General features: G+C 55.7%; 16 protein-coding genes and 2 riboswitches. All 16 genes read left to right on the plus strand.

The window, feature by feature from the left end:
• Positions 1–143 precede the first annotated feature (143 nt).
• A complete protein-coding gene (locus tag ACWJJK_RS09925) occupies positions 144–1,097 on the plus strand; it encodes an FAD:protein FMN transferase (protein WP_454128938.1) in 954 nt (317 codons plus the stop codon).
• Positions 1,098–1,732: 635 nt separating this feature from the next.
• Positions 1,733–2,593: a VPLPA-CTERM sorting domain-containing protein gene (locus ACWJJK_RS09930; RefSeq protein ID WP_143735246.1), complete on the plus strand. Its 861-nt coding sequence runs from the start codon at positions 1,733–1,735 to the stop codon at positions 2,591–2,593.
• Positions 2,590–2,718, plus strand: coding sequence for a hypothetical protein (locus tag ACWJJK_RS09935; protein ID WP_276205413.1), 129 nt, complete (start codon positions 2,590–2,592; stop codon positions 2,716–2,718). Before ACWJJK_RS09930 ends, ACWJJK_RS09935 begins: the two co-directional genes overlap by 4 nt.
• A 261-nt stretch (positions 2,719–2,979) precedes the next feature.
• Positions 2,980–3,065: riboswitch (cyclic di-GMP riboswitch) on the plus strand.
• 112 nt (positions 3,066–3,177) lie between these two features.
• Complete coding sequence (locus ACWJJK_RS09940; RefSeq protein ID WP_133716213.1) at positions 3,178–4,086, plus strand: hypothetical protein; 909 nt, start codon at positions 3,178–3,180, stop codon at positions 4,084–4,086.
• Positions 4,087–4,372: 286 nt separating this feature from the next.
• A riboswitch (cyclic di-GMP riboswitch) is annotated at positions 4,373–4,461 on the plus strand.
• Between the two features lie 114 nt (positions 4,462–4,575).
• On the plus strand, positions 4,576–5,472 hold the full coding sequence (locus ACWJJK_RS09945) for a hypothetical protein (protein WP_077731880.1): 897 nt from the start codon (positions 4,576–4,578) through the stop codon (positions 5,470–5,472).
• Positions 5,473–5,835: 363 nt separating this feature from the next.
• Positions 5,836–7,995, plus strand: a complete 2,160-nt coding sequence (locus ACWJJK_RS09950) for a hypothetical protein (protein ID WP_205780847.1) — start codon at positions 5,836–5,838, stop codon at positions 7,993–7,995.
• Between the two features lie 1,211 nt (positions 7,996–9,206).
• Positions 9,207–10,295: a GDP-mannose 4,6-dehydratase gene (gmd, locus tag ACWJJK_RS09955; protein ID WP_077731879.1), complete on the plus strand. Its 1,089-nt coding sequence runs from the start codon at positions 9,207–9,209 to the stop codon at positions 10,293–10,295.
• Positions 10,288–11,229: a GDP-L-fucose synthase gene (gene fcl, locus ACWJJK_RS09960; protein ID WP_077731878.1), complete on the plus strand. Its 942-nt coding sequence runs from the start codon at positions 10,288–10,290 to the stop codon at positions 11,227–11,229. Before gmd ends, fcl begins: the two co-directional genes overlap by 8 nt.
• A gap of 526 nt (positions 11,230–11,755) precedes the next feature.
• Positions 11,756–12,586 (plus strand): FkbM family methyltransferase, encoded by an 831-nt coding sequence (locus ACWJJK_RS09965; RefSeq protein ID WP_434112874.1) that lies wholly within the window; start codon positions 11,756–11,758, stop codon positions 12,584–12,586.
• Between the two features lie 369 nt (positions 12,587–12,955).
• Positions 12,956–14,629: a hypothetical protein gene (locus ACWJJK_RS09970; protein ID WP_086133784.1), complete on the plus strand. Its 1,674-nt coding sequence runs from the start codon at positions 12,956–12,958 to the stop codon at positions 14,627–14,629.
• 40 nt (positions 14,630–14,669) lie between these two features.
• The gene (locus ACWJJK_RS09975; RefSeq protein WP_280860013.1) at positions 14,670–15,965 is read left to right on the plus strand and encodes an oligosaccharide flippase family protein; all 1,296 of its coding nucleotides are present in this window, start codon (positions 14,670–14,672) and stop codon (positions 15,963–15,965) included.
• A 369-nt stretch (positions 15,966–16,334) separates the two neighbouring features.
• Complete coding sequence (locus tag ACWJJK_RS09980) at positions 16,335–17,423, plus strand: glycosyltransferase (RefSeq protein ID WP_454128939.1); 1,089 nt, start codon at positions 16,335–16,337, stop codon at positions 17,421–17,423.
• Positions 17,420–18,916 (plus strand): O-antigen ligase family protein, encoded by a 1,497-nt coding sequence (locus tag ACWJJK_RS09985; protein WP_454128940.1) that lies wholly within the window; start codon positions 17,420–17,422, stop codon positions 18,914–18,916. The genes ACWJJK_RS09980 and ACWJJK_RS09985 overlap by 4 nt, the downstream gene beginning before the upstream one ends.
• Positions 18,913–20,055 (plus strand): glycosyltransferase, encoded by a 1,143-nt coding sequence (locus ACWJJK_RS09990; protein ID WP_086133788.1) that lies wholly within the window; start codon positions 18,913–18,915, stop codon positions 20,053–20,055. The genes ACWJJK_RS09985 and ACWJJK_RS09990 overlap by 4 nt, the downstream gene beginning before the upstream one ends.
• A gap of 310 nt (positions 20,056–20,365) precedes the next feature.
• The gene (locus tag ACWJJK_RS09995; RefSeq protein WP_240506877.1) at positions 20,366–20,695 is read left to right on the plus strand and encodes a putative colanic acid biosynthesis acetyltransferase; all 330 of its coding nucleotides are present in this window, start codon (positions 20,366–20,368) and stop codon (positions 20,693–20,695) included.
• Between the two features lie 156 nt (positions 20,696–20,851).
• Positions 20,852–22,120 carry a glycosyltransferase family 4 protein gene (locus tag ACWJJK_RS10000; protein ID WP_077731868.1) on the plus strand — a complete coding sequence of 423 codons (1,269 nt, stop codon included), beginning with the start codon at positions 20,852–20,854 and terminating at the stop codon, positions 22,118–22,120.
• The last annotated feature ends 34 nt before the right edge of the window (positions 22,121–22,154 follow it).

Below are 22,154 nucleotides of genomic sequence, written 5' to 3' on the forward strand. Positions count from 1 at the left end.
CTGTGTATAGCAACTATGTGGGCTCGGCACACTGGTTCCCAAACTCCGGTTTTATGGTTCCCAAGCAAGAGCTTGGGAACCAGCAGTAGTAGCGTATAGGATGTGCTGACGAAGGAAGCGCATTACTTAGCAACCCTTCCGGAATGGCCTTGAATTCGAACGACCTGAAATATTTTCGCTTTGCCTTCAAGGCAATGGGTACGCCATGCGAAATCCAGCTTTTTGCCGAGACTCGTGCAGAGGCAAGACGGATTTCGGAGCTGGCCATTGCCGATGTGCGCCGCCTGGAGGCGCGCTATTCGCGCTATCGCAACGACAGCCTGCTGTCCGCCATCAACAGGGTCGCCGCCGAGGGTGGCCAGGTTGCGGTGGATGACGAAACGGCGGGTTTGCTGAATTATGCGGCGACCTGTTACGAACAGAGCGACGGGCTTTTCGACATCACCTCCGGCATTTTGCGGCGTGCCTGGCGCTTCGAACAAGGCAAACTGCCGGACGACGCGCAAGTGCGCGGTCTGCTCGAGCAGGTCGGCTGGCACAAGCTGAGGTGGGAACCGCCGGTGCTCGAATTTCCGGTAGCCGGCATGGAGCTCGATTTCGGTGGCATCGTCAAGGAGTATGCCGTCGACAGGGCCGCGGCGCTGTGCCGGGACGCGGGCGTTCGACACGGCGTGATCAATCTGGGCGGCGACATCAAGTTGATCGGCTCGCGGGCGGATGGTAGTCCGTGGCGAGTCGGAATTTCTCACCCGCGCCAAAAAGGCTCGATGATCAAGACCCTGGCGTTGCGCGAAGGCGCGGTCGCGAGCAGCGGGGACTACGAACGCTGCATCGTCGTGGACGGTATCCGATACGGTCATGTGCTGAATCCCAAAAGCGGCTGGCCGGTACGCCATCTCGCCGCCGTCAGCGTGGTGGGGGACTTCTGCGTGGTCGCCGGCAGCGCTTCGACCATCGCCATGCTCAAGGAGGAAAACGGTCCGGCCTGGCTGGACGCCATGGGCTTGCCGCATCTCTGGATCGACGTCGAGGGCAACGTGGGCGGCTCTCTGGCGGAATCGGCAGCTTATTCCAAATCGCGTTCAATCCGGAATTGATTTTCGTAGGGTGGGTGAGGCCGCAAGGCCGTAACCCACCGAGCGGCCTCGGACCTGTCCTGAGCCAAGTCGAAGGGTCGGTGGGTTACGCTGAGCCGAGGGGCTATCCCACCATCGATGGGTTTCGCTTCGCTCTACCCATCCTACGATGAATGTTCATTCGCATGCCGAATGGAATTATTCGTGGGTCGGCAATCCTTTGCCGACTTCGCTTGGCTGTCAACCCGTTACGTCGGGAAAGGATTCCCGACGTAACGAGGCCGCATCATTGCAATCGGCTCCCCCCTCGCCCGACTTCCTCCTCATGCGCGATATGCCGCTGAATGCTGGGGCATATACCTCATTTCCCGGATTCCGGCCTATTTGTAAAGCCTTGGAAGCACCGTAGTGCCTCGATTTGGACACTGGCACGACACTTGTTAAGTATCGGTTGCGCTTAGCTTGCACTTCTTACTCCATTCGGCATGCGAATGAACGTTGCGTAGGGTAGGTTACGGCCACCCTTCGAAAATCAATTCCGGATTGGAAGGGATTTGGAATTACACCGTTTTGCGGCGCGAACGGCTGAAGCGAAGGGGTATGAGCAATGCGGGTTAACGGCGTGGTATCTCAACTTCCAACTTGCAGGGATTCATATGAAACAAACCAGATTGGCCAGGGCGATCGCAATGGCGGTTGCCGGCTCGGCCCTTTCTTTAGGGGTTGTTGCCGAGGCATCGGCACACACGATGTACAACACCTACAACGCCGGAACGCCCGCTACCGATGGGGGAACCGACGGCTGGGTCTATGGCGGTATAAACAATCCGACCTATCCGACGGTATCGCCGGGTTGGGTCGGAACCGCTAGCCCGACGACGCTGCCGTTCGGTTACACCGGTTCTTCGGCGTTGAACTGGGCGGCCGAACTCCATAACGCGGGTGATTCGCTGGAAATTTCCAGGGCAGATGCGCAAGCGAGATATGGCGTTGCAGCGGATATCGATACTGCCAGGGGCGCCTGGCTCGACGCGGGAGCAACCCCTCAGGGCTGGTCGCACACCACCGATATCGGGTTGTTGATGTCGCACAGCGATGCTTATGTCACGCTGAATCTCTCCGCCGTCAATTCGGAAATTGCCAACTTCGGGATTACGGTATTTACCGGTATGGACACCGGTACCGGCTATGAGAACCATCAGGCATGGAATAGCCCGATTCAAGGCTTAGATTTCACCGCGAGCGATCCGTTCGGCACCACCGGCGTAACTTATTTGACCCACGATTCAACCGTCGACGGGGTCAACGGTCTGACCTTCCTGGCGGAGGCCGGTCAGATTTATTCCATTTATCTGGGCGGTAGCGGCGGAGCCAATTGGAATCAAAACAAGGATCTTTACGTCTTGAACATCACGTCTTCTCCGGTTCCGATACCGGCCGCCATTTGGCTGTTCGGCAGTGCTTTGGCCGGGATGGGATTCGTCGGGCGGCACAGACACAAGGCCGTCGCCGCATGATGCGGGACAAGGCGGTCGAGCTTGCCTTCGAGGCTGGGCGCACCATGTGGCATGCGCCGGTGTCGGCGATATCCGGCCGTTTCATCGCCTCGGCCTCAGCCGATCGCCGCTTTGAAACGGTGTAGTGAAAGAGCTGGCTGACCCTCCGGATGATTTGGGTCGCCACATGCTGGAATACCCGCACTACAAACATGGGATATCCCGCAGCTTCCGTTAGGTTCGTCATAGAAATAGCGCTATATCAACGGTTTACCTCAGGCGCGCTTATTGCTCTTGGGGTATCGGCCGGTTCGACCGAATTCCGGTTCGAACGCGCTTTGTGCTACGGAAAACCCGAAAACCATTGCCGGGGAAGGGGAGCGTAGACCGTAGCAGGGCGGAGTCCCTTTTGCACCTGCCACTCCCGCCGCGAGGCGGGTTCGGAAAGCCACGGGTCTTGTGAATTTGATCCCAAGACGGCCGGGCCGCCTCCCTCGGTGATGGGGAGATCGGAGCGCCTTCCGCTTTTGACGGGAGCGCTGCGGACATCGCTGCCTATGTGAAAACAAAGACCAACTCCATAGAACAGCACGAGGTAATTTCCTATGTCCAAAAACAAAAACAAACTGACCAAAGCGGTGGCCATGGCCCTCGCCGGTACCGTCTTGTCCGTAGGCGCCGTTTCCGGCGCCCAGGCGCATACGATGTACAACACCTTCACCACCACTGAGCTGTCCGCCACCGACGGCTGGAACTATGGGGGTATAGGCAATCCGACCTATCCGACGGTATCGCCGGGTTGGGTCGGAACCGCCAGTGCCACCACGCTGCCTTTCGGCTATGCCGGTACGTCTCATCTGAACTGGGCGGCCGAGCTTCACTCGGCGGGCAACACGCTCGAAATCTCGAAAGCAGATGCAGTAACGCGTTACGGCTTCGCCGCGGAAATCGATACCGGCGCCGGGGCCTGGCAGGACGCAGGCGTCAATGGCAGCGGAGTTCCGACAGCCAACGGGCCGACCGGCTGGAGACATCAGACCGATATTGGCTTGATCAAGGCCGAAGAAACTATGTGGGTAACACTGAATCCCGTGGTGGTTACGGGAACCGGCTACGACATTCAGAACTTTGGCATCACCGTCTTCACCGGCATGGACTCCGGTACTGGCAGTTACTCTCATCACGGCTCCTGGAACTGCCCCGGATGCACACCCGCGAAACCTTACGAAGCCGATAACCCGTTCGGCACCGTAGGACTGAGCTACTTGACTCACGATGGCACCGTCGACGGTGTAGACGGTTTGACCTTTCTGGCCCTGGCCGGTCAGGTTTATTCCATCTACCTGGGCGGCGCCGGCGTGGGGAACTGGAGTCAGAACATCGCGGAGTACAGCTTGAATATCAGCACCGCACCGGTTCCGGTCCCCGCGGCGGTTTGGCTGTTCGGCAGCGCCCTCGCGAGTTTGGTCACGCTGGGACAGCGCCGCAAGAACGTCATGGCCGTTCCCGCCTGAAACAAGACCTCGACGTATGTACACGCCTTCCTTTCCGCGCTCTAAGCGGGGAACTTTTGTGTGGAATCACCCATGAGACTGCGTGATTTGCCACGTCGGTGGCGTTTGCATGCGATTTATCTGTTTGATTAGCAATGATTATTTAGTGGCATATTTATTGTTTCAGCAAAGGCCGGGTCCGCCGCTTAGGGGGCTCGTAAAAAGACGCGATACACACGGATTCGCAAGGAATCGGCTGGCAGGGATCGCCCGAGGGATCTTTGTCGGGATGGACCGCCGTTAGGTCTGTCCGAATCGCCACACCCGCCGCGAGGCGGGGCCGGAAAGCTTCGGGTCTCGATGCTATGGAGTATTCGAGACGGCCGAGCCGCCTCCTAGTGTGATGGGGAGGACCGCGGCGCAGCTCCATTGGGTACGGTGAAGCGCCGCGGACATCACTGTTAACGAGCTTTTGGACGACCACTAACAGTGACGAGGACGAATCATAGTATGAAAACCACGGCAACAATACTGGCCCTCGCGGGAATGCTCGGGGGAACATTGGTCGCTGCGCCCGAGGCTCACGCGCACGCCACGTTCAACATCGCCGGTTACGGCGACGGCACCGGCGGCAGCATCAACGGCGCCGACGGAATGCCGGGCACCGACGCGAGCGGCGTTTGGACCAACGGCGGTGTCGGCTATACCGGGAGTTTGCCCGTCATGTGGTATGCGGGCATGCACAGCGCGGCGGCGGCCGGCCGCACCATCGAGACCGGCACGCCCACATCCACCAACGGCAGCAGCCTGCAGCGGCAGATTGCCAACTATAACAACAATAACGATCCCGACCTTCCCACGGATCGAATGCTGCGGGTCGGCGGCCTTTCCTGGTCCGATCCCGACAACGGCGGACAGGGTTGGGGCCACGGAGCGGACTTCGGCCTGATCCATTGGTCCTGCGGCGGCAGCGCCCAGGGCTGCGTGGATGCCGGAATATCGCAATTCAAAATCACTCTGGCGGACGACCTTGCCGACGGCGGCGCCAACCTCAAACTCGGCTACGCGCTTTACGGCGGCTGGGATACCGGTGCCGGCGCTTCTAGGCACGATACCTTCTTTACCGATCCGACCCCGGTAAACAATCCGCTGGGCTCCGACGATCTCACCCTGCTCGGTTGGGGCGTGGCATCCTCGGTCGGCGAGACCTTGTCGCAGGTATTCGACCTCGACACCACTTATGGGGGCGAATACACGATCATCATAGGCGCCTTGGGCGGCGTAGCCGGCAATTATCAATTGACAGTCCAGCCGGTTCCGATTCCCGCTGCCGTATGGCTGTTCGGCAGTGCCTTGGTTGGCGTATTTACCATCGGCCGCCGGACTTCGAAACCGACTCCGGCATAACTTGGCAACCAGAGAGGCAAGAGTGCCCGGGTGGAACGATCTCCCGGGCTCATCCGATCGATCTGGCCATAGAGCATTGATATGTCCCGGCTCATCCGAACACGGCAGACGCGTGCTCAAAGCGATGCCGGAGGCCTTGGGGTTGATGACCGGTTTCGGCGGGTGCCGTAACCATTCGTTTAACAATAATTTCAACGTAGTGACAGGGTCGTCCAATGCGGGCGGTGTCCGACACCTCCTCGCGACCAAGGTTTCGCAACGGCCGAGCAAGGCTCAGCGGTTCGCGCGTTGGTCGTCCGTAGGAGTGGGATCGCCGTCTGTATAGCTACGTTCTTCCAATAAATCCGATCCTGGTACGAGTCCGTGAATAAAAATACGTTTCCACTTTTGGCGGCGCTGGCGCTCATGCTTGGGGGTACGGTCGCCTACCTGCTGCTTACCGATACCGAAGTTTCCAAGTCGGAGCTGGTCACAGGCCACGGCGATGTCGAAACCCTGAAGAACGCGTACAGCCGCTGGAAAACCGCTTATGAAGCTGACGGCGGCGATCGTTTTCTGACCATCCCGCTCGGTTATTCGAAAGCCTTATCCGGAGAATTCAGCCGGGCGCAGGGACGCATGCGGCTCGACCTGCTGGAGGGATGGGTGACGGTCGAAGTCAGCGGACTCGATGCGGGAGGCTACGAGGTTTGGCTGGTCGATAATAAAACCGGCTGGCACAAGGCGGGTGGACAGGAGAAGGCCAACGCCATGCAGAGGCTCGGCCGTCTCGAACCGAACAGTGAAGGGAAACGGATCTTGAAGACCCGTCTCGACGGCTTGGCCATGAGCGGATTCACTTTGGATCTGATTGCCGTTACCCGAGAGAAACGAAATCCCGAAGAGGGGGGCGTGCTGTTCGGTACTCCGGGTTTCATGCAGAGGCTTTATTACGGCGACAAGCCTTGGACCGTGACCCGTGTGGGTAGCTGGCCGAATCTTCCCCGACAGGATACCGGCTTCGCGGCGAAGCCGTTCGAATTCATGCTGCCCAAGCTCGCTCATGCAGATGCCAAAAAGCGGAACGATCTCGATGCGGTTCTCGGCGCGGAGATTGCCCGAGGGCGGGAGATTTTTCTGAATGAAACCTTCGGCGGCAACGGACGCACCTGCGCCACCTGCCATCGGCCGGACAACAATCACACCATCGACCCGAAATACATCGTCAAGCTTCCGAAGGACGATCCCCTGTTCGTGGCCGAATACGACCCTGCGCTCAAGGACTTGGAAAAGCCGCAATTGCTGCGTCAACTCGGCCTGGTCCTTGCCAATGTGGACGGCTTCGACCGGCCCGGCGTCATGCGCAGCGTGCCTCATACCTTGGCCCTGGCGGCGTCGATTGGCACGGAAACTCTGGCGGACGGCGGCGAGTTCGAGGAAGACGCGAAATTTGCCAACGCCATTGGCTGGTCGGGGGACGGCGCGCCGGGAGACGGCTCCCTGCGGCTGTTCGCGCAAGGCGCCATCGCCCAGCATATGACCCGAACGCTCAATCGGGTTCCGGGTGTCGATTTTCGTCTGGCCACCGACGAGGAATTGGACGCCCTGGTCGCCTATATGCTGTCCCTGGGGCGCAGCGAGGACATCGTGCTGGCTGACCTGACGTTCACCTCTCCGTTGGTGGAGCGCGGCAAGCAGCTGTTCGACACCAAGGAAAATCCCGTCGACGGCAGCGGCAATCCGATCTTCGGTCAGACGGCCAATTGCAATGGCTGCCACCAAAATGCCGGTGCCAACAGTTCGACCACCAAGAAGAATCCGACGCGTGACAGCGGCGTGGAAAACATGCGGGATCAACCGGCGCGCCTGGTCGATGCCAGCATTCCTTATGATGGGGGATTCGGCAAAGAGGAGCACCACGCAAGAATCGACTGCGGTCCCGACTACGACCAGCCCTGCTACGGAGACGGGCGGTTCAACACCCCGTCATTGGTCGAAGCTGCGGATACGGCGCCTTTCTTCCACAACAATAGCGTCAGCACGATCGAGGAAGCGGTGGCCTATTACAACACCGATGCGTTCAATAATTCGCCCGGCTCATTGACGTCGTCCGGCAAGAACCGGCACGTCAAGCTCGACTCGTCCCAGGTCGTCGCCGTCGCGATGTTCCTGCGAACCATCAACGCGCTCGAAAACATACGGAGTTCCAATCGGATGGATCTGCAAGCGCAGAGCCTGAGCGACCGGAGCGCGACAGACATCATCCGATTGGCGGCGGCCGACACGAAGGATGCCATCGAGGTTCTGACGGAGGGTACTTTGATCGTATATCCTGAGGCCCTGACGCATCTCCGTCAGGCGCTGAAGCTTGAGAGGAACGCCGCTTCCGGCCGCGCCAAGGGCCAACGCAATGAGCTGCTGGCTAGAGCCGTCCAGCTCAAGGAAAAAGCGCGCGACTCGATGGTAGCCGGACCGCAAGAAGCTTTTCCGGTTCCGGAGACGGATCGTGGTCCCTCCAGGGGGGAGGGGTCGAGAAAGAAGTAGACGAGAGGATGCCGAAGGACGATCCGTCGAGGTTGCCGGGCGACCGGGCTAACCCTGGGGACTCGTCCTTTCGGGCGTAGGTTGCTTATCCCTAAGTACATTCCGCAAATATTTGCGGAATCTCGACAGATTGGCTTGATTGGCGGGGTTGTCCTGCAGGTTGCCTATGCCGCAAGACTTCCCTGAATGTACTTAGAGCGTTTTCCATCCCGGTGTACGGATTCGTTCCAGGAGGGGAGAGCGTAGGTCGGCAATCCCTTCCCAATCGCAAACGGCATCTCTGGGAGCGCCAGAGCTGCCCTTCCGACAAAGCCCTTCGCCGAGCCGATACGTCGGCAAAGGATTGCCGACCTACAGGGTGCTACAGTCGTAGGTCGGTAACCCTTTGCCGACGGGCTTTGTGTCGGAAATCGTCGCCTTGGTGTTCCCGGAGACGCCGTTTGCGATTGGGAGGGTCATTCGGGCGCTCCCCGGATGACCGTTTGCGATTGGAAGGGGCCGATTAAAGGCCCGTTTGCGATTGGAAGGTCGCGACTAAAGCGACGTTTGCGATTGGAAGGGTCGCGACTAAAGCGACCGTTTGCGATTGGAAAGGATTCCCGACCTACGGGGGCACGGTCGTAGGTCGGCAATCCCTTGCCGACGAAGACGCCGTTTGCGATTGGAAAGGATTCCCGACCTACTCGCGAGTGCCCGTACAGTCGGTATGAAAATGCCCTAGGTAAATCCATAAGCCGATGAGCCAACGTATGCAGATCCTTTGCTTTCGAGTTATTCAGCCCCGAATCACGGGGACACGCTTCGCAGAACGAAGTTTCTCCCGAGCTATTTATCCGACGGGAGCTAAGACATGGTCAGGAAGTGCCGTATCTCGGACTCGAGATTCCGGGAATAGGAATGTAACAAAAATGTTCGATTTGATGTGTTACAAGGCTGATCGCTTAGCAGAAGTTTTTATCGCGGACATTCAAGCGTCGAAGGAAAAGAACATTAATCGCAGAGTGGGTTAATGCCTCGCAGCCTAACCGACCTGACAAAAATCGAAACCGTATTGAAGGCCATTTGGAATAAGTGCCTATCCCAGTAGGCTCAAGTAACCCTTCGACGGGCCTGTCCTGAGCCCTTCGACTTAGCTCAGGACAGGCCCGTCGAAGGGCTCAGGGCGAACGGCCTGCTGGGATAGGCTCTAAGAACCTAAAGAAGAGTTCACAGTGAAAAAAGTAGCGCTGATCACCGGGACGACGGGGCAGGACGGGGCCTATCTGGCGGAATTTCTGCTGGAGAAAGGCTACGAGGTGCACGGGCTCAAACGCCGGGCGTCCCTCTTCAACACCGACCGGGTCGATCATTTGTACCAGGACCCGCACGTCGAGGACCGCCGTTTCATCCTCCACTACGGCGATCTGACCGATGCGACCAATCTGATCCGCGTCGTGCAACAGGTCCAGCCCGACGAGATCTATAACCTCGGCGCGCAAAGCCATGTTCAGGTATCGTTCGAAACTCCGGCCTACACCGCCGACACCGACGCTCTCGGATCGCTGAGGCTATTGGAGGCGATTCGCATTCTGGGGCTGGAGAAGAAGACGAGGTTCTACCAGGCTTCAACGTCCGAACTCTACGGCAAGGTTCAAGAGATCCCCCAGACCGAAACCACGCCGTTTTATCCGCGCTCGCCCTACGCCGTGGCCAAGCTCTACGCGTACTGGATCACGGTGAACTACCGCGAGGCGTATGGGCTTTACGCCTGCAACGGCATCCTCTTTAACCACGAGTCGCCGTTGCGGGGCGAAACCTTCGTCAGCCGCAAGATCACCCGTGGTCTGTGCCGGATCAAGCTGGGCCTCCAGGACTGCCTTTACCTCGGCAACCTGGATGCGAAGCGCGACTGGGGGCACGCCAGGGACTACGTCGAAATGCAATGGCTGATGCTGCAACAGGACGCGCCCGACGACTACGTCATCGCGACCGGCGTCCAGTACAGCGTGCGCGAGTTCGTGACCCTTGCCGCTGGGGAACTTGGGATCGAGCTCCACTGGGAAGGGACGGGCCTTGCCGAGCGGGGATACGATGCCGCTACCCGCCGATGCATCGTCGCGGTGGACCCCCGCTATTTCCGTCCGACCGAAGTCGACACCCTGCTGGGCGACCCTAGCAAGGCGCGGGCGAAGCTCGGCTGGGCCCCACGCATCAGTTTTCAGAGCCTGGTCAAGGAAATGGTCGAAGAGGATCTGAAAGCGGCGGAGCGCGACGCCCTGTGCCATCAAGCCGGCTACCGGGTGTTCGACTACCATGAATAAAGACGCCAAGATCTACATCGCCGGCCATCGCGGTCTGGTCGGCTCGGCCCTGGTCCGTAGTCTCGAACGGCAGGGATATACCCATATCCTGACGCGGACCCGAGAAGCGCTCGATCTCACCGATCATGCGGAGGTGAAGCGCTTTTTCGAAACGGAGCGGCCCGAAATCGTCCTCGATGCGGCCGCCAAAGTCGGCGGCATCCGGGCCAACGACACCTACCCGGCGGACTTTATCCGCGACAACCTGTTGATCCAAACCCATTTGATCGACTGCGCCTATCGGAGCGGTGCGAAAAAGTTCGTCTTTCTCGGCTCCTCCTGCATTTACCCCAAACACGCGCCGCAGCCTTTGAAGGAAGACTATCTGCTGACGGGTCCCTTGGAGCCGACCAACGAATGGTACGCGGTGGCCAAGATCGCCGGCATCAAGCTGTGCCAGGCGTACCGGCGCCAATACGGCTTCGACGCCATTGCCCTGATGCCGACCAATCTCTACGGACCGGGCGACAATTTCAGCCTGGAAAACTCGCATGTGTTGCCGGCCCTCATCCGCAAGTTCCACGACGCCAAGGCGGCGAGGGCGAAATCGGTGACCGTCTGGGGCACGGGCACGCCGCGGCGGGAATTCCTGCACGTGGATGACCTGGCCGATGCCGCGGTGTTTCTGATGGAGACTTACTCGGACGAAGCCATCATCAATATCGGTGTGGGCGAAGACCTCAGCATTCGCGAGTTGGCCGAGATGATCCGGAAAGTCGTAGGTTTCGAGGGCGACTTGGTGTTCGATCCGGAAAAACCGGACGGCACGCCGCGAAAGTTGCTGGACGTGTCGAGGCTCCACGCCCTCGGGTGGCGGGAGCGGATACCGTTGAGGCAAGGGATCGAAGAAACCTATCGCTGGTTCCTGGCTCACCAACACGAGTTGCGCTGGTAGGGATGTGGAAAGAGCTAGGGTGTTTTGACGGTAAATAACCTTTTGTTGGACGAGTTTCCCTAAAGCTGTAACAGCAGCCTGTTACGGTATCGAAACAATCCGGGGTTTTACTAAGAGCCTATCTCAGTAGGCCGTTCGCCCTGAGCCCCTCGACTCCGCTCAGGACAGGCCGGTCGAAGGGTTTTGGAGACCTACTGGGATAGGCTCTAAATAGAAAGAAAAGAAGGCCACATCCTCTGGGAGAGGGCAGGGGTTAGGGTAATCGAAGGAAGGCTTCTTTTCTTACAAACAGAACTTGTGAATCGATGCAAAATCCTGAAAAAGCGACAAGAACAAGAATTCTGGTATTGGTCACCGACGCATTCGGCGGTCATGGGGGAATCTCCCGATTCAATAAGGATTTTCTTGGCGCATTGTGCAGCCACCCAATTTACGTTGTGTCCTAAGGCAATCGGAACAGTGTTAGATGTCACTACTTAGCACATTGAGCTTTATTGTTAATCATCCACTTAACTCGGAACGGCGATTGGCGTCGATCAAGCGTTTCGTGACTTGGCAGATTGGCAGCCGACTTGTTCCGGGGGCGGTAGCCGTTCCTTTTGTTAACGAGACTCGTCTTTTAACTCGGCCGGGCATGACAGGGGCGACCGGTAATCTTTATTGCGGCTTGCATGAATTCGAAGACATGGCGTTTGTTCTCCATTTTCTTCGCGAGGAGGATTTATTCGTAGATGTGGGTGCGAATATTGGCAGTTACACCGTTCTCGCAGCCGGAGCAGTTGGGGCGAGGACAATTTCCATAGAGCCAATAGAGGCGACATTTTCTAGTTTGCTCGACAACGTCCGCATTAACGGCCTTGACGATCGAGTTCGAGCAATGAATCTCGGTGTCGGAGGTGAATCGGGAACACTACGATTTACACAAGCTTCGGACACCACGAACCACGTAGTGAGCTCAGCAGATTCTGAAGGGGATACGATTGACGTGAGAATCGAGTCGCTCGACAGCGTACTCGCGGGTGAATCGCCAAGGCTTATTAAGGTCGATGTTGAAGGATTCGAAACAGAGGTTATCGGAGGCGCAGAGCAGACTTTTTCCAACCCGGCACTGATCGCAGCGCTCATGGAGCTAAACGGCAGCGGCGATCGTTACGGATTTGACGAAGATAAGCTTCACCAGATGGTGTTGGAATATGGCTTCGAATCATATTCCTACGTTCCGCTTGAACGGCGTTTAGTTAGTTTAAACGGCAAGAAGAATTTATCCGGGAATACGCTGTATATCCGTGATGTTGGGACGGTAGCGAAACGCTTACGGGAAGCACCGAAGTACAGTGTATTGGAGACCAAGATCTAAGGAAGCTTGGGTTAGTGCATGCCTCGACTCAGTTGCGTATTTGTTTGCTAACAACCGAATTCTCTGAGGGAGTGTCTTGTTAATGAGCAACGTTAGGGTTTTTATCTTCCATCGTATCAACTTGACCGGTTTGTTTGGGTTTTCCGTTTGAAAGCAGGGAAAATGGCTTCAAAGTTACAGGTGCTGGTTTTACTTACGGTTGCCTTCGGAGGATATAGAGGAATATCCAGACTTAACGGGAATTTTCTCGTGGGCTTGGGCTCACACCGTAGCTTCAAAGCCATAAGTGGGTTTTCTCGACCCACGCGTGTCCCGGTCAGCAACGATTGGTCGGCCCAACTCGAATTTATCAATCAGCGGACAACCGACATGGCGATATACAGTACGGCTACGTTATCGGGAGTTGGTACTGACTGCCGTGCACTCCGTTATCGGTTCTGGCTTTGCGTGTTCACGCTGATTCTGCTGTCGGCGACTTCGAAATACGTGCTAGCCGGTATCGCTGAAACAGTGGCCGAAGAGATTCGTTATGAAGCCACTTTGCCAAATAACAGTCCGATTGGTCGGCCATTGCCGTTAGCGGCTAGTTGGAATACCGGTGTTAGGCCAAATGCCTTAGATCCCGACTATCAATTAGCCATGATCGAAAAGGGCCATTTTTTGCTGCCTTGGTTTCAGTTGGATATGCCTAAAGGGCGGAAGGATGTCAAAAATTCAAGCGTTTATTACCAAAATGCTTTGACACGCAGTGGCGAACTCGGCCTCCCTATATCTTTCATTAGTACCCAATGGGAGAGGCCGCTATCAGATGATGCGCATTATCTGACACTGCCACGAGCTTTGAATCCTAACGTGATAAAAGCGGATGGCTCCGTCGCGCCTATGGTGTCGCCCTTCGGGCCAGTTCAGCCTTGGACCGATGTTGGCTACCAATGGACTGCTGCCAGCGTAGTCAGACGACTGCAAAATTGGTATCCGAACCCTCCGCTCGTCGTCTTCGTGTCGAACAACGAACATCCCAAGCTGAAATGGCAAGATGCCGATTTGGACGTACGCTACCTCACATTTAACAACTCCAAAACCGACGAAGCCAAGCGGAAAAGCGCAGGGCAGGGTTGGATCGATCGTTACCGCGCTCTTCAGGCAGGCATGCGTAGTGGGTTGAGAAATAGCGCTTGGAAGCAGAACGCAATCTTTGTTGGTTATAACGCCTTTGGAGGACTTGCCTTTGGCCGTTGGGGGCGTTGGATCAACTATTCACTGGCGATCACTGAACGGATCGAGCCTTGGCCTCTCGCTTGGGATGGCGCATCGCCGTCTTTTTATGTTCATGATTGGGACAACTCTACTGATTTTACAGCTATGAGCCCCCTAATCGGCTCCATGAACTGGGTATTCATGTTGGAGGATGCCTATCGCCTGAACCCAAACTTCTGGCTCGAATTATCAGTTTGGGATGGGCATCGGCCAAGAAGTAAAACCAGCAAAAGAGCCTATTACGCCAGGCTTGGCCAATCATATAGCCCGGATCGCTATGCGGGCATGGTCAAGTTCGGCATGTGGTTACTCCGTCCCAGAGTTATTCGTGAATTTCGCTTTCCGGAGGAAACTCGGAATGCCATAAATCCTTATTTTACCGAATTGATCCGAGCTGTTGATAATATCCATCACGACCCGGTACTCAAAGAGTTTTGGAGAAATGGGATATTGCTTCCGAATAAGAAACGCAAACATCCTTATCAGGAGCACATACCAGCCGAGTATGCGATGAAGGATCGGTGGTTCCTGCTTGATACCGATTTGGATCCGAAAAGACCATGGAATTTGTCCACGGAAATCCCGGTATTTACCTTGGCTTTGGAAAAAGGCGTGGCGCCTGATCGGGAATGGTTGATCGTAATTCATTCTCCGCTAGGTGATAGGGCGGATGTTGAAGTGACGGTGCCGGGATATGGAGGGGTCCGTGTGAGTGCGGCACCAAAAGGTAGCTATTACCACCTATATGAGGTGGACGGGAAAATCGAAATAGTTGGTAGGTTGTAGTTGAATCGAACATATGGCTTCGACTGTCCTGAATACTAAGATGCGCCGAGGCCAACCATTAGGCCTTCGCCAGCGTGTGTTATCCGGTGCGTTATGGGTTACGATCGCAAACGTAGCTTATCGGGGTATGTTGATGTTGGCCATGATGATGGTGGCCAGGATTTTAGGCAAAGAGGAATATGGCCAGCTCGGGATAATCCAAAGCAGTATCACCATGTTCGAGGCGATCGCTGCATTAGGGATGGGAATTACTGCAACGAAACATATTGCTGAATATCGGAATAGCGATAAATACAAAGTTTCCAGAGTGATCACGCTGACCAGAGTGACGACTTTTGTCACCGGGGTGTTTTTCGGGGTTGTCATATACCTGATTGCCCCACAGATGTCTACCACTATGCTGGGTTCTGGCGAGTTGACCGAGTTCGTAAGAATCAGCGCACTGATACTATTCTTTAATGCTATATCCGGTGGACGGGTGGGTATTCTGGCGGGTTTTGAAGCCTATCGCGCAATGGCACTTATCAATAGCCTCACGGGAACCATGACCGTGTTGCTGGTAGCCGGAGGGGCTCGTTTTTACGGCGTCGACGGCGCCCTTTGGGGCCTTGTCGGGGTGTCGTCGATAAACGCACTCTTGAATCATATTCTTAGTATCAGAGTTATGCGCAAAGAGGGGATTCCTCGGGCACCAAAGCTGACCCGTAGCGAATGGTATTTGTTATGGCGTTTCAGTGTGCCGGCTATGATGGCGGGGATTTTATATGCCCCAGTTAACTGGATTGGCGGGGCCTATCTTGTGAGGACCGACGGATTCGGCGAAATGGGCTTATTTGCTGCTGCCAATCAGTGGTTTTCTGTTCTGCTATTTATTCCGGGAGTAATCACCAGCGTGTTCCTGCCAGTCTTCGCGGATCACGGGGGACGAGGCCGGGAACACAACTTGCGCGGGCTTCTAGGAAAAGCATTGAAAGCTACCGTATTGGTATCGTTACCCCTTGTCGCCGCTGTTGCACTTTCAAGCTCCTGGATCATGCGTCTTTATGGGGAAGGATACTTCGAAGCGGCCACACTGCTCGTAATGATTGCGCTGGCCGCATTTGTGGCATCGACTCAAAATATATTGGGCAATGCCTTGGCGACTATTAACCGGATGTGGATCCATTTTGCATCGAATATGGTTTGGGCAGTCGTGTACCTGATGACGGTCATTATCCTGGTAGAACTCGGCTACAAAGCGATGGGATTATGTTTGGCAATATTGCTTGCCTATTTCGTAAAACTGCTTTTCTCTGGTGTTATGGTTCGTATGTATATTTCGAACGGTACTCGTTAGATTGATATGACACGCCCTGAAACTGCCGCCCGATGGAAAATTGATTGGATTATCATCCAAGATGGAGTCTGGACTGGGGCAGAATCCGTTGTTATCGGTGGAGGCCGGATTGGTGAAAACAGTCTAATTGGGGCTGGTTCTGTGGTCGTAACCGATATTCCGGATCGAGTCATTGCGGTAGCAAACCCATGTAGCTCAATCAAACGGTGGGAGAGCACGTTGAATGTTATGGGCGCCAATCGGAAGCGTTTGCGTGCCCGTCGCGTCCCTATTTGAGCTTGAAACCATAAAAGTAAATTAATGCCGAATCGCAATATCGTTTTTTGGCAAAGAAACCCAAGCCCTCACCAGTCCGCTTACATACGGGCTATGGCCGAGCTTCCAGGTATCGTAAATGTGCAGGGGGTTTTTATAAAGGATCTTGACGTATGGCGCAGGGAAATGGGGTGGTCAAGGCCGGACTTCGGATCTGTTGATATCAGTGTTGCTCCTAACAATGAAGCGTTCGATGCCCTTTTGGAGGCAGGGGGGGCAGAATGTACTCACGTGGTGTCAGGGATTATTGCCGAGCCTAGGCTCAGGAGGGTCCTTTCACATGCTAGAAACAAACAGACGTTAATTGGATTGTTGTCGGAAGGACGCGATTGGCGAGGGTCTAAAGGACTATTGCGCAGCTTGCATAGTTTCGGATGTGAAAGACGTTACACCGACGATGTTGATTTCGTATTGGCTATTGGGCACCTGGCAAGTAAATGGTATAGGAATATTGGATTTTCACCAGATAAGATATTTGACTTCTGTTATGTCGTGGAAGAAAAGAATGACGACACTGTCGATATCGCTTGTAGTAACTCTGATGGAATTCTGACGATTCTTTTTGTAGGGCAATTGATTTCGCGAAAACGCGTCACCGTTTTATTGGAGGCGTTGAGGAAACTCAAAGGCGCCCCCTGGAAACTTTCGATCATTGGAGATGGCGTTGAAAAGCCAGTGCTAGTTTCCTTGGCGAAAGAACTTGGCATTTCAGCGTCTGTTGAGTTTTTCGGTTTTCAAGATAATGCTTCCGTACGCAGAGCTATTTCAAATGCTGATCTTCTGGTATTGCCTAGCCACTGGGATGGTTGGGGTGCCGTCGTCAATGAAGCGCTGATGGCGGGAACGCGAGTTGTATGCAGCGACTTCTGCGGTGCGGCAGATCTGGTACGAGATACTCCTTACGGAGGCGTCTTCGCCTGTGATTCGGTTGACGGTTTGGCGCATCAATTGAGCGCTCAGATTGCACGGGGCACTGTTAGTGCCGAAGAACGAGGGGCAATTCGGCGATATAGCGAGACCATAACCGGACCGGTGGTTGCCCAGTATTTAAGGGAAATTATCGAGCACGTATCCGGTAAAAATCCAATCCGGCCTATTCCTCCTTGGAAGCGTCCATTGAAGGAAATGGAGACGCAGCCATGAATGCATTGGCGTTGCGACATCAGGCCAGGCTGGTATCGGTTAAACAGCTTTTTCTGATTGTGGGCATTCTGGGCTGCCTGACACTAGGCGACGGAGTGGTGGCGGGAGCCCATGTCATGCTCGGCTTGTGGTTGTTATTGGGCATCCCGCAAACGATACAGGCTTTATCTCTGGCTGTTGTCATTAAATATCTGAATCCGGTTTTGTACACATACCCCGAGGGAGTGGGAGTGATGGGGTGGGGTGTAATCGTGCTGGGAGGTATACGGTTGCTATTTGGCACGAGAATACGCAATGTAAAAATTATTCTGCCTTTGGTTGGCTTTTCACTTGTCGTCGCCGCGTTATTCGTGGTGCAGGACAACAAAGCTCCGGGTGTGTCGGTCATGAAATTGATCATGTTTACCTACGTGTCGTGTGCCATCGTTCTTGGCTGCGCATCGCTGAGCGAGGAGCAAGCGCGGGAATTGGGTACATGGTTCAATTCGCTGATCGCTGCCGTCGTGTTGTTGTCGCTGCCGGTGTTCGCATTTGCCGAGGTCGCTTATGCGAGAAACGGGCAGGGGTTCCAGGGAATATTGAACCATCCTCAAGCTTTCGGTCCTATCTTGGCGCCCGCAGCCAGTGCATTACTTGCCAGCATTTTTTTCGGCAAGCCGAAGAGCTTTCTACGTTTTCTTGCCATCGTTTTGGGACTGATAGCCTTGATAATCGTGTCACAGGCGAGGACTGCATTGGCTGCTGTGATGCTGAGCATGGCCGCCACGACGGCCGTGGTCTTTTTCAAGAAAAGGAAATTTATGCAGTTTCGCATGGGACGCTTCATCAAGATTTCTACGTTGGCACTTGTCGCGTTAATGCTGGCTGTGGCTTCTTCATCTGTCCTGCAAGAAAAGCTGATGGGTTATGTCTATAAGCGAGGTTCGACGAATATCGAATCGGCGCTTTCATCGCGCAGTGGCGGTATTGAGTCGCAATGGAACTACTTTCTGGAAAATCCTCTGACCGGGTGCGGCTTCGGCGTCTATCCATGGGGCCTAGGACGTCTGGGAGCGGTCGAGTTCATGGGATTGCCGATATCGGCTCCAGTGGAGAAGGGTTTCTTGCCGACCGCAATATTGGAGGAAACCGGGCTACTTGGGGGGATAAGCTTTCTCGGTGTGCTGATCTATCTGAGCCGGCGTGTGATTGCGCAGCGAAATACCCAGTGGATGGCCATGTTTTTTGCCTGCATTTTTGTGAACGTGGGGGAGATGGTTATTTTCTCGGTGGGGGGTGTCGGTTTGTTGTATTGGCTGATGATCGGCGTAGCCACACGTGTTCCGCCGGACCAGGGCACTGAAAATAGCGAGCCACAAAAAAATCGGAGTATCGCAATAAGGTCACACCTAAGAACCGATTCGGCAACGGCAATGGCTGGCTTTACTAGATCAGCTTCGAGCATAGACTTGAGAAACGAGGTTCGAAGCCAAACGGGTGTCTCACTCTTATGAAGATAATTCAAGTTGTTTCGGGAATCGATAATCTGGCGGGGGGGCCTTCGTATACGGTGCCGAGGCTATGTGAGACCTTGGGAGAAAGGAATTGTCATGTAGAGCTTCACACGCTAGAACCGTTACCTAAGTCAGCCAGTAAAACCGGTTACGACATCCAGGCGTATCCAAAAACCGGGTTGCCGCTAATGAGTCGATTCGGCTTATCGCCTGCGATGATATCTGGGTTGACGGGTGCGGCAGGTTCGGCAGATATCATTCATAACCATGGCTTATGGCTTTTGCCGAATTTGTACGCTTACCAGGCAGCCTGCAATCAACGGGTCCGTTTTGTGGTTTCTCCCCGCGGGATGCTGTCGTCATGGGCGTTGGCGCACTCGAAATGGAAAAAGCGCTTGGTCTGGCACTGGAAGCAGAAACGTGCGCTGGAAGCGGCCGCATGTTTTCACGCCACTGCGGAAAGCGAACTGGAGGATATTCGCCGCTTGGGTTTTTCATCGCCGGTAGCGGTGATACCGAACGGCATGGACGTGCCCAGAGAGGAGCGGAAGTCTTTGCCAGGCTCGCGAAGGTTGTTGTTTCTCGCCCGAATCCACAAGATAAAAGGCGTCGACATCCTGCTGAAGGCCTGGGGTCGCCTGGAAGAGCGTCATTCGGACTGGGAATTGACCGTAGCCGGTCCTGACGACGGGGGCTATTTAGACGATATAAAACGGTTGGCAGCAGCCCTGCAGCTCAGGAAGGTGGATTTTACCGGTCCGGTGTATGGTGAGCATAAACGCAACTTGCTGCTTTCTTCGGACCTCTATGTGTTGCCGACGCACTCCGAAAATTTTGGAATGACCGTCGCCGAGGCATTGGCGCACGGCGTTCCCGCGGTAGTCACCAAGGGCGCGCCCTGGCGGGGACTTGAGGACCACCGGTGCGGTTGGTGGATTGAATTAAGCGAAGATTCCCTTACCGCCTGCCTTGATCAGGCAATGATGAAAGGAGATACGGAGCTGCGCGCCATGGGGGAACGCGGGAGAAACTGGATGCTGCGGCAATATTCCTGGTCGTCTGTTGCCGAGAAAATGGAGCACACCTATTCGTGGCTGCTCCACGGGGGGGAGCGCCCCGCGTGGATCAGTTGCACGTAAACCCGTGGTGTTCAAACTCAGTCAAGTTGAATCGTTTCCGTATTGGTATTCATTGCAACCCATCGCTTTTTCAGCGGCACCATTCATTATGTCGAGCTCTGTTACCTTTTCTCGCAGTTCTAGCCCCCACTCGCTGAAGAACCGGGCACTACGGGCGCTATGGGGTTGGGCATGGCTGCTGTTGTTCCGTCCAAGTCCCCGAACGTTCCACGCGTGGCGGCGGGCTTTATTGAGACTATTCGGAGCTCGTATCGGCAAAGGGGTTTATGTGTATCCCTCCTCGAAAATTTGGGCGCCGTGGAACCTGGAGATGGAAGACCACAGCTGCTTGGGGGATCACGTGGATTGCTATTGCGTGGACAAGATTCACCTCGGCGCTCACGCCACGGTCAGCCAATACAGCTATTTGTGCAGTGCCAGCCACGATTACACGCGCGCCGACCTACCTCTGATAACAGCGCCCATATCGGTCGGGGCAGGGGCTTGGGTAACGGCGGACGCTTTCGTGGGACCGGGCGTCGTCATTGGCGAAGGCGCGATCGTCGGAGTCAGGTCTACGGTGTTGAAGGACGTTGAGCCGTGGACAGTGGTGGCGGGGACCCCGGCTCGGAAAATCAAAGATCGAGTGATGCAGGAATGACGTTTTACCCTCATTGGGCGATGACGTTTCGCCGCCGCAGGCGAATTTTGCGACGGCAATGCGCGCGAGCGGTTTTTCGTGTTCAACATCGAAGAACCGCATTGCCGAACATGGAGTGTCTTCACCTAATGGAAAACGTGTGATTAGGAATTCGGAATGGCTAACCATAAGATCATTTTCGTCAACCGGTACTTTTACCCGGACCATTCGGCGACCAGCCAAATGCTGAGCGATCTAGCGTTCGACCTGGCGTGCGAGGGTTATCCAGTGAACGTCGTCACCAGCCGCCAGCTTTACGACCGGCCTACTGCCGAACTGACCAAGGCGGAGGATATACGCGGCGTTCGCATCTTCCGGATTTGGACCACGCGGTTCGGTCGGGCCGGATTGCTCGGCCGGGCTTTGGATTATGCGAGTTTTTATCTGTCCGCATTTTTGGTGTTGTTGCGGTTGACGGCCAAGGGCGATGTGATTGTCGCCAAGACCGATCCGCCGCTGATATCGGTGATCTGTGGGCTGGTCGCGGTCCTTCGGGGCGCTGCTTTGGTGAACTGGATTCAGGATCTGTTCCCCGAGGTGGCGACGGAACTCGATATGAAAGCGATCGGTCCGGCCATGCCTTTGGCCCGGAGCCTACGGAACTGGTCTTTGCGTAGAGCGGCCTGCAACGTGGTATTGGGCGAGTTGATGGCGCAAAAGCTCTCGGAACAGAGGGTCGATGCGGAGAGTGTTCGGGTGATCCCGAATTGGGCGGACGGCGACCATATCAAGCCCTTGGCGCCGGAAGACAACGAATTGCGCCGGGAATGGGGTCTCGAAAACAAATTCGTCGTGGGTTATTCCGGGAATCTCGGGCGGGCTCACGAGTTCTTTACCATTCTTCGAGCGGCGGAGATCCTCCGGGACCGGGATGAGAGGATGATGTTCCTGTTTATCGGCAGCGGCGCGCAGCGTGTTGCGCTGGAGCAATGGATCGAAGCGCACGCCTTAACGAACGTGTTGTTTCGGCCGTACCAACCAAAAGAAAAGCTCGGACTCAGCTTGAGCGTTCCGGATGCGCATCTCGTTTGTCTCAAACCGGGTCTCGAAGGGTTGATCGTCCCCAGCAAGTTCTACGGTATCGCGGCGGCCGGTCGGCCGACGCTGTTCGTGGGCGACCCGGACGGCGAAATCCCGAGAGTCTTGAATGCGGTGAACTGCGGGTACGCCGTTTCCGCTGGAGATCCGGAAGGACTGGTTCGGTATATAGAGGCCTTGAAGTCCGATCCGGATGCTTGCCGGCAAATGGGGCTGAGAGCACGGACCGAGTTCGAGCGGCGATTCAGTCGTCCGCGGGCCGTCGCGGCCTGGAAGGACCTGCTGGATTCCTTCGGGTCGGAGAAAGCAGCCGAGAGCTCGGATTCGAGCTATTCAAGGACTTTCTAATTCTTTCGGGCGATGAATTTGAGGACGGGGCGGT

The sequence above is a fragment of the Methylocaldum gracile genome (assembly GCF_053646815.1).